This is a genomic window from Micromonospora sp. LOL_015, assembly GCF_048060275.1.
Classification (GTDB): Bacteria; Actinomycetota; Actinomycetes; order Mycobacteriales; family Micromonosporaceae; genus Micromonospora_E.
The window spans coordinates 1-12,049 of sequence record NZ_JBHMIO010000004.1; the positions used below are offsets into that span (position 1 = coordinate 1).

12 protein-coding genes are annotated in these 12,049 nt (G+C 71.0%); 6 read left to right on the top strand and 6 right to left on the bottom strand.

Annotated elements, in window-relative coordinates; translation table 11 throughout:
• Positions 1-524 precede the first annotated feature (524 nt).
• Positions 525-1,808: a tyrosine--tRNA ligase gene (gene tyrS, locus ACFHWU_RS05450; RefSeq protein ID WP_416557041.1), complete on the bottom strand. Its 1,284-nt coding sequence runs from the start codon at positions 1,806-1,808 to the stop codon at positions 525-527.
• 425 nt (positions 1,809-2,233) lie between these two features.
• On the opposite strand from tyrS, the gene ACFHWU_RS05455 reads away from it, so the two are divergent.
• Positions 2,234-3,268: an App1 family protein gene (locus ACFHWU_RS05455; RefSeq protein ID WP_416557084.1), complete on the top strand. Its 1,035-nt coding sequence runs from the start codon at positions 2,234-2,236 to the stop codon at positions 3,266-3,268.
• Between the two features lie 37 nt (positions 3,269-3,305).
• Here the strand turns inward: ACFHWU_RS05455 and ACFHWU_RS05460 are convergent, their stop codons facing one another.
• Complete coding sequence (locus ACFHWU_RS05460; protein ID WP_416557042.1) at positions 3,306-3,479, bottom strand: hypothetical protein; 174 nt, start codon at positions 3,477-3,479, stop codon at positions 3,306-3,308.
• A gap of 17 nt (positions 3,480-3,496) precedes the next feature.
• Here ACFHWU_RS05460 and ACFHWU_RS05465 point away from each other — a divergent pair, with 17 nt between their 5' ends.
• The 3 genes from ACFHWU_RS05465 (at position 3,497) to ACFHWU_RS05475 (ending at position 5,693) form a co-directional block, all read left to right on the top strand.
• Positions 3,497-4,288 carry a hypothetical protein gene (locus ACFHWU_RS05465; RefSeq protein ID WP_416557043.1) on the top strand — a complete coding sequence of 264 codons (792 nt, stop codon included), beginning with the start codon at positions 3,497-3,499 and terminating at the stop codon, positions 4,286-4,288.
• On the top strand, positions 4,285-4,956 hold the full coding sequence (locus tag ACFHWU_RS05470) for a hypothetical protein (RefSeq protein WP_416557044.1): 672 nt from the start codon (positions 4,285-4,287) through the stop codon (positions 4,954-4,956). Before ACFHWU_RS05465 ends, ACFHWU_RS05470 begins: the two co-directional genes overlap by 4 nt.
• An 80-nt stretch (positions 4,957-5,036) precedes the next feature.
• Positions 5,037-5,693 (top strand): TRM11 family SAM-dependent methyltransferase, encoded by a 657-nt coding sequence (locus ACFHWU_RS05475; protein ID WP_416557045.1) that lies wholly within the window; start codon positions 5,037-5,039, stop codon positions 5,691-5,693.
• Here ACFHWU_RS05475 and ACFHWU_RS05480 read toward each other — a convergent pair.
• Entirely contained in the window at positions 5,602-7,020 is a 1,419-nt protein-coding gene (locus ACFHWU_RS05480; protein ID WP_416557085.1) for a hemolysin family protein, read from the bottom strand. The two genes, ACFHWU_RS05475 and ACFHWU_RS05480, sit on opposite strands and share 92 nt — an antisense overlap.
• A gap of 232 nt (positions 7,021-7,252) precedes the next feature.
• Here ACFHWU_RS05480 and ACFHWU_RS05485 point away from each other — a divergent pair, with 232 nt between their 5' ends.
• On the top strand, positions 7,253-8,083 hold the full coding sequence (locus ACFHWU_RS05485) for a sulfotransferase family protein (RefSeq protein WP_416557046.1): 831 nt from the start codon (positions 7,253-7,255) through the stop codon (positions 8,081-8,083).
• Positions 8,084-8,240: 157 nt separating this feature from the next.
• Here ACFHWU_RS05485 and ACFHWU_RS05490 read toward each other — a convergent pair whose 3' ends face one another.
• Positions 8,241-8,894 (bottom strand): DNA-3-methyladenine glycosylase, encoded by a 654-nt coding sequence (locus ACFHWU_RS05490; protein WP_416557047.1) that lies wholly within the window; start codon positions 8,892-8,894, stop codon positions 8,241-8,243.
• Positions 8,895-8,944: 50 nt separating this feature from the next.
• Here ACFHWU_RS05490 and ACFHWU_RS05495 point away from each other — a divergent pair, with 50 nt between their 5' ends.
• Complete coding sequence (locus tag ACFHWU_RS05495; protein ID WP_416557048.1) at positions 8,945-9,280, top strand: antibiotic biosynthesis monooxygenase family protein; 336 nt, start codon at positions 8,945-8,947, stop codon at positions 9,278-9,280.
• A gap of 23 nt (positions 9,281-9,303) precedes the next feature.
• Here ACFHWU_RS05495 and argH read toward each other — a convergent pair whose 3' ends face one another.
• Entirely contained in the window at positions 9,304-10,767 is a 1,464-nt protein-coding gene (gene argH / locus ACFHWU_RS05500) for an argininosuccinate lyase (protein ID WP_416567761.1), read from the bottom strand.
• Positions 10,768-10,775: 8 nt separating this feature from the next.
• Entirely contained in the window at positions 10,776-12,014 is a 1,239-nt protein-coding gene (locus ACFHWU_RS05505; protein WP_416557050.1) for an argininosuccinate synthase, read from the bottom strand.
• Between the last annotated feature and the right edge of the window lie 35 nt (positions 12,015-12,049).

A 12,049-nucleotide genomic window follows, 5' to 3' on the forward strand; every position in this document is an offset into this window, starting at 1 on the left:
CTCAAAGAACAAACACACACCAGCAGAACCACCCACACCAAGCAGGCAACCCCACCAGGGCGATCCGTCCCACCCGACTTCCGTCGGGCACTTTTACTACCTTACTCCGACTCATTTGCCCCGTCAACCCGGGTTTTTCCGGATCGTGGCGCTTCGTGCCGGTTTGACCACCTGGACGAGCGCACGGTGTCACCCGTGTGTCCGTACCCGGTTTGCAGGCCGGCCGCGACGTTTCCGTCGACTCGCCCGGTGCCCTGCGGTCATCAACCCTAGCCGGTCGGTCTCGCCGCTCCAAATCGGCCCCGGCGCTGCCGGTGCGACCCTCGCGACCCCGCCCGCCAGCTCCGTTCGGTGCGAACACCCGGACCTGGAGGTTGTCCCACAGTTCCGGCCGGTCACCTCGGCTGCGATTGCGGCTCCGGTGTTTCCGTCCGTTCCCCTGCGGGCAGAGAGAAAGTTACGCGCCCGCCCGATCAGTCGTCAAATCGAGCGAACGCGTCCCACGTCACAACGTCAATCGACGCCTATCTGACCAGCTCAACCCCGGCAAACGTTCGCTTGCCGCGGCGCAGCACCAGGAACCGGCCGTACAGCAGCGTCTCGGCTGCAACCACCGCCTCGACGTCCGACACCCGCTGATTGTTGAGGTACGCACCGCCTTCGGCGATCGCCCGGCGTGCCTCGTTGAGACTGCCGACGAGTCCCGACTCCTTCAGCAACGTGGCCACTGCTGGCATCTCGCCGGTCACGGTGAGCAGGCCCGCCTCACGCAACGCGGCGTGCAGTGTCTCCGGAGCCAGTTCGTCCAGTGACCCCCGGCCGAACAGGGCCTGGCTGGCGGCCACCGCCTGGGCAGCCTCCACCGGACCGTGCACCAGGGCGGTGAGCTCCTCAGCCAGCGCGCGCTGGGCGATCCGCGCCGCCGGCCGGGCCGCTGACTCCCGCTCCAGTTCGGCTATCGTCTCGCGATCCTGGAAGCTGAAGTAGCGCAGGAACCGCCCGACGTCGCGGTCGTCGACGTTGACCCAGAACTGATAGAAGGCGTACGGACTGGTCAGGGCGGCGTCCAACCAGACCGCGCCGCCCTCGGTCTTGCCGAACTTGGTGCCGTCCGACCGGGTGACCAGCGGCGTGGTGAAACCGTGCACCGGGCCGGCTCCACGGCGCCGTACGTAGTCGACCCCTGCGGTGATGTTGCCCCACTGGTCGGAGCCGCCGAACTGCAGCAGGCAACCGTGCCGCCGGTGCAGCTCGAAGAAGTCGTTCGCCTGCAGCAGCTGGTAGCTGAACTCGGTGAAGCTGATGCCGCTGTCCAGCCGGGCCCGAACCACCTCACGGGCCAGCATCCGGTTGACCGGAAAGTGCTTGCCCACGTCCCGGAGAAACTCGACGACCGACATCGGCCCGGCCCAGTCCAGGTTGTTGACCGCCCGCGCCGCAACCGGTCCGGTGAACGATACGAACGGCGCGAGCTGGTCGCGGATCCGGTCGACCCAGCCCGCCACCACCTCAGGCGGGTTCAGGTTTCGCTCACCGCCCTCCTTCGGGTCCCCGATTTGCCCGGTGGCCCCGCCGACCAGCAGCAACGGCCGGTGCCCGGCGAGTTGCAGCCGACGGGCGGTGAGCACTTGGACCAGGTGGCCCACATGCAGACTGGGGGCCGTCGGATCGAAGCCGACGTAGAAGGTGGTGGGGTCGCTCAGCTGCCGACCCAGCTCGGTCACATCCGTGGCATCCTGGATCAGTCCTCGCCAACGCAGCTCGTCCAGCACGTCAGGCGTACCGGCCGGGTCTTGTTCGTCCGTCACGGCGCGATTGTCCCTCATCGCGGACCAGCAGGGACATCCGGTTTCCGACCTGCGGCGCAGCTCGCCCCGAACCCGTGGACCCATCGGGACCTGTCGTTGACCGGACCAGGCCGGACAGCCCGCCGGGCAGGGCAGCCCGGGCTGACCGTGCGGCACGCCGACAGCGAACGGCACGCAGTACAGGTCCGTGGCCACCAGATCGTCGTCGACCAGCCGGTGAGCGGCGCCGGCTCGGACAGCGCATCAGCGCCGGTCGAGTTGTTCGTCGCCGCGCTCACGTCGTGTGTGGCGTACTACGCCGGCCGCTACCTGACCTGCAGCGATGACCGGTGTCGGCGGTGGCACGGCCGACCGAGCGGGTTTCACGTCATCGATCACCACGCCGTGCCCGCAACGGGCGGCTGTGGCAGGGTGGCACCGTGGCGATGACACCCGTGAGCCCGGCGGCGCGTGGCGCCCACCGAGCCGTCCGGCTCGAGGATGCCATCCATGCCTTGTTGGAACGCCGGCTGCGGCGACGAGGTTGGGATCTCACGCTCATTCCGTACACCGGCTACGGCGCGCCGGGCTGGGTACGGGTGATGGCCCGGGTGCTGCTGGGTCGGCCTGATCCGCCACGTCGGCGAGCGAAGAAGGTACGGGGCTGGCGCAGCTTCGCCACCCTGCCGGTGAAGGACGCGCCGGTGGTGATCGAAGCCGGCGGCAAGCGGCACGAGGTCCAGGCCGACCGGGGCGGGTTCGTGGACACGGTCGTGCCGGCCGATCTGAAGCCCGGCTGGACGTCGGTACGGCTGCACAGCGGTGACTCCGAGCCGGTCGACGCGCCGGTACGTATCGTTGACCCGCAGGTCCGGTTCGGCATCATCTCCGACGTCGACGACACGGTCATGGTGACCGCGCTGCCCCGGCCGATGCTGGCCGCGTGGAACACGTTCGTGTTGGACGAGCACGCCCGGGCCTCGGTCGCCGGGATGGCGGTGCTGTACGAACGCCTGGTCACCGCGCATCCGGGTGCACCGGTGCTCTACCTGTCCACCGGTGCCTGGAACGTCGCGCCGACCCTGAGCCGGTTCCTGTCCCGGCATCTCTACCCGGCCGGCCCGCTGCTGCTGACGGACTGGGGTCCGACCACCGAACGGTGGTTCCGCAGCGGTCGGGAGCACAAGCGCGCCAGCCTAGCCAGGTTGGCGGAGGAGTTCCCGCAGATCCGCTGGCTGCTGGTGGGCGACGACGGGCAGCACGATCCGGAGATCTACGCCGAGTTCGCGGCGCAACACCCGGACAGCTTGGCTGCGGTGGCGATCCGTCGGCTCTCGCCGACCCAGGCGGTCCTGGCCGGCAACCTGCCGGCACCGGCCGGTGAGACCTCCAGGGCTGCCGGGCCGGATGGCCGGCGGTGGTTGTCCGCGCCCGACGGTGCCGGCCTGGCACACCTGCTGCGTGAGGCGTGGCTGCTGTGACCGGCTGCCGGAGCCGGCGGCTCAGCTGACCGGCGGCTCAGTCTGGCGGCGGGGCGTCCACCGGGCCGGCCTCGACGAGGCGCTGTCGGAGCCGGTCTCGGATCTGCTCCGCGGTGTAGGCCCGACGGCGTCGTTCGGCCCGGACGACGACCGCTCCGGTCGCGGCGACCCCGACGAACGCGGCCAGGCCCATTACCTTCCACCAACGCATCGGCCTAGGGTAGTCGAGTGACCGGCGAACCACTCTCCCTCGACGCGGCGGTCGAGCTGACCCGCACCGGTGACCTGTGGCTGTTTCGCGGGCGAACGATGCCCGACCGGGCGATCCAGATGACCACCAACAGCCCGGTGAACCACGTGGGGATGGCGGTGGTGATCGAAGATCTCCCACCGCTGCTGTGGCACGCCGAGCTCGGTCGGTCACTGCCGGACATGTGGTCGGGCAGCCACCACAGAGGGGTGCAGCTGCACGACCTGCGCGACGCGGTCACGGTCTGGGCACGGCGCTACGGTCAGCGGGCCTGGCTCCGGCAGTTGGAGCCGCCCGCCGACAGCGCGATGGAGGATGCCGTGCTACGGACCGTCGCCCGGTTGGACGGCACCCCGTTCCCGTCCACCGCCGCGCTGGCCTGGCGGTGGCTGCGGGGTCGTACCCCGTCCGTACGGCGGGCGCCGCTGGCCGGCGCGGTACACGAACGGTTGGCCAGCTGGTTACCGCCGGTTGGTCGGGGTACGGGTGGCGCCGAAGCAGCCGAGGGGTCGGGTGGCGCCGGACCGTCGCCTGACGGTGCTGCCGGCCGAACGGATCTGGAGAGTGTCTACTGCGCCGAGGTGATCGCGGTGACCTACGAGGCGATGGGGCTGCTGCCAACAGGCCGGCGGACCAACTGGTACGACCCGGGCCGGTTCTGGAGCGGTGACCGGCTCCGGCTGAGCGACGGTGCGCAGCTCGGGGTGGAAATCGCGGTCCGGGCTCCGTCGGCGACCGTCGGACGGCGGGCCGCCGACACATCGGGATGACCCGCGCCGACGACCGAACTGGAAGCGATCAGCCGGCCGGCGGGTCCGGCCGGGACCGATCCGCCCGGTGGGAACGGCGACTGGCGGTGCCGGTGCTGATCGCGGCGCTGGCCTCGGTTCCGGCGGTGTTCCTCACCCTCGCCGGCGGGGCCCTGGCAACGGTCGGTGAGGTACTGCACTGGGCGAGCGGAGCGGTGCTGGTCGCCGAGACCGCCGTACTGCTGACCTTCTCCGCCGACCGGCTGGCGTGGCTGCGGCGCAACCGAGGGCTGGTGACGCTGACCCTGATCGTGGTCCCGGTCACCATCTTGGCGTTGGGGCCGCTGCAGGTGTTCCGGTTGATCTACACGGTAGGCACGTTGCGGCTGGTCCGGGCCCGACGGATCGTGCGCGCTGTGCTAGTGCTGCACGGCCGGTTCGGACCGAGCGGGCCGTGGGCGACCGCGTTCGCCCTCGGCGCCGGAGTACTGGTCGCCGCGTTCGTGGCGATCACGTTGGTGGATCCCACGTCCCGCTCCCGGATGCTGCTGCAGGACTGGTTCGGCTGGACTGGCAGCGGTCACGTGGTCGCGGTCTGTCTGGCCGGAGCGATTGTGTTCGGTGCCACCTGGGTGGCGCTGCGCAACCGTCGCCAGTCCGGGCAGCACGACGACGCGGCGCCGGAGTAGTCCGGTATCGTCGGAGTAGTCCGGCAGCCGCCGACGCCGGGCGGCCGGCCGCCGCGACTGCGGCGAGGGACAATGGTCGGGTGAAACCGTGGCTGCAGCTGACCAGCGCTGACCTGATCGCCCAACTGCCGGCGGGTGAGGACCAGCAGGTGCACTTTCCGGAGGCTCTGGTCGAGGCGGTGATCGACGAGTACACCACGCCCGGGCAGGCGGTGCTGGACCCGTTCGCCGGCTATGGCACCACACTGGTGACGGCAGCGCGGATGGGTCGACGGGCGACCGGCGTCGAACTGCTGCCCGACCGGGTCGCGCTGATCCGGCAGCGGCTCGCCGGGGCGGCCGGTGCCGAGATCGTCGACGGTGACGCCCGGAAGTTGATCGGTCTGGTCGACGGGCCGTTCGACCTCTGCCTGACCTCACCGCCCTACATGGACGCGACGGACCATCCGGAGAACCCGCTCAACGCCTACGAGACCCTCGACGGTGACTACACCAGCTACCTCGACGAGATCGGTGACGTGTTCGGTCAGGTCGCCCAGTTGCTGCGGCCGGGCGGCCACGCCGTGGTGAACGTGGCGAACATGCGGGTTGACGGTCGGGTGACCACCCTCGCCTGGGACGTGGGTCGGGTGATCCGCGCCCACCTCACTCTGCTTCAGGAGTCGTTCCTGTGTTGGGACCACCAGCCCGACTGGCTGACCGGCGACTACTGTCTGGTTTTTCAGCGGCCGAGCTGAGCGGGCGGTTCTCGGCGTCGGCACGGTCGCCGTCACCCGCACGGTCGCCGTCGGTCCGCGAGGATCGGCGCAGCCGTACACCGCTGATGGCGTGGTGGTCAACGGAAGCGACGGTGATGGTCCAGCCGTCGACCCGGACCGACTCGCCCGCGTCGGTGGGAATGTGGCCGAGCCGGGCCAGCACCAGACCTGCCACGGTGGTGTAGTCGCCGGCCGGGCGGCCGGGCAGGTCGACCCCGATGTCCGGCAGGTCGTGCACGGGGAAGGTCCCGGGGACCAGCATGGTGCCGTCCGGCTCGATGCGTACGGCGCGGATGTCCCGGTCGGTCTCGTCGTAGATCTCGCCGACGATCTCCTCCAGTACGTCCTCCAGGGTGACGATGCCGTCGACGGCACCGCGTTCGTCGACGACCAGCGCGATGTGCTGGCGGTGTGTCTTGAACCGCCGCAACGCGTCGACCACCGGCAGCGACTCGGGCAGCAGCATGGGCGGGCGGGCAACCGCGTCGACCGGCCGGTCGACGGGTACGCCGACCAGGTCACGCAGGTGGATCACGCCGACGGTGTCGTCCAGCATCCCGTTACGGACCACCGGCGCGCGGGAGTGCCCGGAGGTGGCCAGCACGATCCGGGCCGCCTCGGCAGACGTACCGCTGTCCAGGGTGAAGACCTCCAGCCGGGGCACCAGCACCGCCCGCAGCCGCCGGTCGGCGATCTCCAGTGCCCCGGAGATGATGGTCTGCTGCTCGGCGGTGAACGCCCGGTGACCGGCCACGATGTCGCGCAGTTCGTCCGGGCTGATTTCGTCGCGGGTCGCCTTCGGATCGCCGCCGACGAGGCGGACCACGAGGTCGCTGGTGGCACCGAGCGCCCAGACCGCCGGCCGGGCCAGGCTGGCCATCATGTCGAGAGGCCGGGCCACCGCCAGCGCCCACCGCTCGGCCCGCTGCATGGCCACCCGCTTCGGGGCCAGCTCGCCGAAGACCAGTGTGACGAAGGTCAACACCAGGGTGATCAGCACGATCGCCACCGGCTCCGCAGCCCGGCCGAGCACGTCCAGCGCTGGCACCAACGGCTGGGCCAGCGACACCGCGGCGGTGGCGGAGGCCAGGAACCCGGCCAGGGTGATGCCGATCTGGATGGTGGCGAGGAACCGGTTCGGGTCCTTGGCGAGCTTGGCCAGGACCCGACCCGCCCGGCGGGACCGTTCCAGCCGCTGCAGCTGGCTGTCGCGCAGCGACACCAGGGCGATCTCGCTACCGGCGAAGACCGCGTTCAGCACCACCAGGATCCCGACCAGCGCGAGTTGTGTTCCGTACCCCTGCACGTACGCACCTTCCATCGCCGCCGTCGTGACCCGGATTCCGTCGCCGGTATGCTGCGGCCTGCTTTGCCCACCCGGGCCGGATGCGAATCCTGCCATCCGTCCGGTAACCGGGCCGCCGGTCACCTGGCATCCGGCGCGAGTCTGTGCCCGGCGGCGGGCGAAGACCCTCCTAGCATTTTCGGCGAAGACCCTCCTAGCATTTTCTCAGCAAGGTTTCGTAGTGTCGGGTCGTATGAGCTGGAAGCATCACCTTGCCGTACGGATCGCCCGGTCAACCGGAATGCAGATCACCCGCCGGGGCGGCCGTCCCGCCTTCGTCCGCCGCCCGCACCGACTGCTGCGCCAACCGGTGTTCATTCTGTCGTCGGTCCGGTCGGGGTCGACACTGCTGCGAATGATGCTGAACAGCCACTCTTCGCTCTACGCTCCGCACGAGCTGCATCTGAGTAAGTTGCGGGTGGAGTTCAGTGACCACTACATCACGGACAGCATGGGCGAGTTGGGCTGGGACGCTCAGGAAATCACCCACCTGCTGTGGGACCGGGTGTTGGACGCGGCGTTGCAGCGCAGTGGCAAACAGGTCCTGGTCGAGAAGACTCCGCACAACGTGTTCATCTGGCCCCGGATCGCCCGGGTGTGGCCGGACGCGCGGTTCGTGTTCCTACTACGCCACCCGGCCGCGATCCTCGACTCGTGGAGCAGGGCTCGACCCCAGCAGACGCCGCAGGAGGCAGCCGAGAGCGTCGGCCGGTACCTGACCAAACTCGCCGAGGCACGCCGGGTACTTCCCGGACACACGGTCCGCTACGAGGATCTGGCCGCCGATCCGACGACCGAGACCCGGCGCATCTGCGAGTTCCTCGGTCTGGAGTGGGAGTCGGACATGGTGGAGTACGGCCGGTTCGACCATGGCCGGATCAAGGCCGGGCTGGGTGACTGGACCGGGCGGATCCGTACCGGCACGGTCCAGCCGCCTCGGGAACTGCCGGCCGACGTGGCGCTGCCGGGTCCGCTGTTCGAGGTTGCCAAGGGCTGGGGATACCCGGCCCGGCGGGATGGCTGAAGGCCGAGGTGCACTGCGGCGGTGGCCCTGCGCCGCGCAGCGCCTCGACGGCACCGACCGGATCGCCGGTGACGGCCAGCACGTCACCAAGTTCGGCCCAGGCCCGGGCCGCCCGTCGCGAGGCGCGCAGCCCGCTGAGGGCCGCAGCGGTCGCCCGTCATCCGGTCACGCTCGGCGCCCCGGTCCGGCCGCCGCGCGGCCGGGGAGCGGCCCGGCGGTACGCGCTGATCGTCGGCTCGCCGGCCAGCCAGAAGCGCCATGGCGTGTGCGGGGCCGCACCCACCCCCACCCGGGGGCCGGTGCGGACAGCTCCGGCCGGGATCGGCACCGGCGGTGGCGTCAGCGACAGCGGGCCGGTGCCGTCGAGCACCGACGTACCATTCGCCGTGCCGTCCAGCCCGAGCGCGGCCATCAGCCGGGCCGGACCACGGGCCAGGTCCCGGTCCGGCACCCGTACGCCACGGCGGTGCCGGGCCGCCCCGTGACCAGCGACGATCTCGCCGGCCCGCAGCAGCACCGCCGCCGCCTGTCCCGGCGGGCCGGTGACCACGTTGCCACACCAGTGCATGCCGTAGCTGAAGTAGACGTACAGCTGCCCGGGCGGCCCGAACATCGGGGCATTACGCGGCGTACGGCCCCGATGGGCGTGCGAGGCGGGGTCGGCGCCGACCCCGGCGTACGCCTCGACCTCGGTAAGCCGGACCTCGACATCGCCGACAGCGACCCGGCAGCCCAGCAACGCGCGGGCCGCAACGTCGACCGGTCCGGCGAGCACCGTCGCGAGATCGCCGATCGGCGCGGGTGGTCTCATGGTGCCAGCACAGCACAGCGACCCAGCACACCACCGCCCGGGAGCGACCGATGAGTCCCGCCGACACCCCGCCACCGCCGTACTACCTGGTGGTCTTCGCCTCTACCCGCACCGACGACGACCACGGCTACGCGGCCACCGCCCGCCGGATGCTGGAACTCGCCGACGCGCAGCCAGGCTTCCTGGGCGTGGACAGTGCCCGGGACCCCGACGGGGTCGGCATCACCGTCTCCTACTGGCGTGACGAGGAGTCGATCGCCGCCTGGCGTCGACACGTCGAGCATCTGGTCGCCCAGGCCGATGGGCGGGCCCGGTGGTACGCCAGCTTCGCGGTGCACGTGGCCCGGGTGGAGCGGGCCTACCGGTTCCCGTCACCCACCCGGTGACCCGGACCCGGCTGGCGGCCAGGTCAGCGGGGCACCACCGACTCCGCCGCCCACTGCCGCCACCCGCTCAGTTGCTCCGTAACGGCAACCAACTGGTCGGACACCGGACCGGGGCCGGTCGAGCCCGGCGTGGTCCGCACCGCGAGCGCCGACCGCACCGAGAGTACGTCTCGGACGCCGGCGTCCAGGTGCTCGCTGACCAGCCGCAGGTCGTCGTCGGAGACCTCGTCGAGCGCGCACTCCCGGGCTGAGCAGAGCGCCACCAGCTTGCCGGTTACCTCGTGCGCGTCCCGGAACGGCACACCCTTGCGGACCAGCCAGTCCGCCACCTCGGTGGCCAGGGTGAACCCGGCCGGGGCGGCGGCGGCGAGCCGGTCCACCCGTACCGTCATGGTGGAGATCATCCCGGCCAGGGCCGGCAGCAGCAGTTGCAGGGTGTCGACGGCGTCGAACGCCGGCTCCTTGTCCTCCTGCATGTCCCGGTCGTAGGTCAGCGGCAGCCCCTTGAGCATGGTCAACACGGCCACCAGCCCGCCGACGAGCCGGCCGGACTTGCCCCGGGCCAGCTCGGCGATGTCGGCGTTCTTCTTCTGCGGCATGATCGACGACCCGGTGGCGAAGGCGTCGTCCAGCTCCACCCAGCCGAACTCCTGCGAGGTCCAGAGCACCACCTCCTCCCCCAGCCGGGACAGGTGGACCCCGACCATCGCGGTGGCGAAGAGGAACTCGGCGGCGAAGTCCCGGTCGGCGACCGCGTCCATCGAGTTGGCGAACGAGGTCCGAAATCCCAACTCCTTGGCCACCGCAGCCGGATCCAGCGGAAGGCCGGAGCCGGCCAGCGCGCCGGCACCCAACGGTGACACGGCGGTGCGGTCGTCCCAGTCGCGCAACCGGTCCAGGTCGCGCAGCAGCGGATGGACGTGGGCGAGCAGCCAGTGCCCGAACGTCACCGGCTGGGCGTGCTGCACGTGGGTCATCCCGGGCGCGGGGGTCTCCAGGTGCCGCTCGGCCTGCTCGACCAGGGCAGCGGCCAGCTCGACCAGCTGTGCTGCCAGGCCACGGGCGTGGTCGCGCAGGTACAGCCGCAGGTCGGTGGCGACCTGGTCGTTACGGGACCGGCCGGCGCGCAGCTTGCCGCCGAGCGAGCCGAGCCGCTCCAGCAGGCCGCGTTCCAGCGCGGTGTGCACATCCTCGTCGTCCACGGTCGGCCGGAACGACCCGGAGGCGCAGGCCGCCTCCAGGTCGTCCAACGCGGCCAGCATCCGGCCCAGTTCGTCCGGGTCGAGCAGGCCGGCGGCGGCCAGCACCCGGGCGTGCGCCCGGGAGCCGGCGATGTCGTACGGGGCCAGCCGCCAGTCGAACTGGACGCTGACCGACAGGCGGGCCAGTGCCTCGGCCGGCCCGCCGGCGAAGCGGCCACCCCACAGGCTGGTGCGGTTCGGGCTGGCGGTGTTCTCGGTCAGGCTCTTGTCGTCCACGGCGACCATTGTCAGGGTCAGGCCTGCGAGCCGGGCAGCCGGGTTTGCCCACCGGGGCCGGCGAGCCGGGTGTCGCGGGCGGTGGCCAGCCGGCTGGACAGTCCCCACAGCTGCACGAAGCCCTTCGCCTGGCTCTGGTCGAAGGTGTCACCGGTGTCGTAGGTAGCCAGGTTGAAGTCGTACAGGCTGGCCTCGGAACGCCGGCCGACGACGACCGGCCGGCCGCCGTGCAGCACCATCCGGATCTCGCCGGTGACGTGCCGCTGCGTCTCGTCGATGAACGCGTCGAGGGCCTGCTTGAGCGGGGAAAACCACAGGCCGTCGTAGACCAGCTCGCCCCAGCGCTGGTCCACGGTCCGCTTGAACCGGGCCACCTCGCGCTCCACGGTGACGTTCTCCAGCTCCTGGTGGGCGTTGATCAGCGCGATCGCGCCCGGGGCCTCGTACACCTCGCGGCTCTTGATCCCGACGAGCCGGTCCTCGACCATGTCCAGCCGCCCGATGCCCTGCGCGCCGGCCCGCCGGTTGAGCTCCACCACCGCCTGGTACGGGGTGACCGTCTCGCCGTCGATCGCCACCGGCACGCCGGCGTCGAAGGTGATGGTCACCTCGTCGGCGTCGCGCGGCACGGCCGGGTCGGCGGTGTACGCGTACAGGTCCTCGATCGGGGCGTTCCAGATGTCCTCCAGGAAGCCAGTCTCCACCGCCCGGCCCCACAGGTTCTGGTCGATCGAGTACGGCGACTTGTGCGAAACGTCGACCGGCAGCCCCTTCTCCTCGGCCAGCGCGATCGCCTTGTCCCGGGTCCAGGCGAAGTCGCGGGCCGGGGCGACCACCTTCAGCTCCGGCGCGAGCGCGCCGATGCCGACCTCGAAGCGAACCTGGTCGTTGCCCTTGCCGGTGCAGCCGTGTGACACCACGGTGCCGCCGTGCTTGCGGGCCGCTGCGACCAGATGCTTGACGATCAGCGGCCGGCTCAGCGCCGACACCAACGGATACCGGTCCATGTAGAGGGCGTTGGCCCGCAGCGCCGGCAGGCAGAAGTCGGCGGCGAACTCGTCCCGGGCGTCGACCACCTCGGATTCGACGGCACCGCAGTCCAGCGCCCGCTGCCGGATGACGTCCATGTCCTCGCCGCCCTGGCCGACGTCGACCGCGACGGCGATCACCTCGGCGCCGAGTTCCCCGGCGAGGTACGGAATGGCGACCGAGGTGTCCAGGCCGCCGGAGTAGGCGAGTACCACCCGCTCAGTCATGATGTCGTGCTCCTCGTTGGATGTGCGTATCGGGA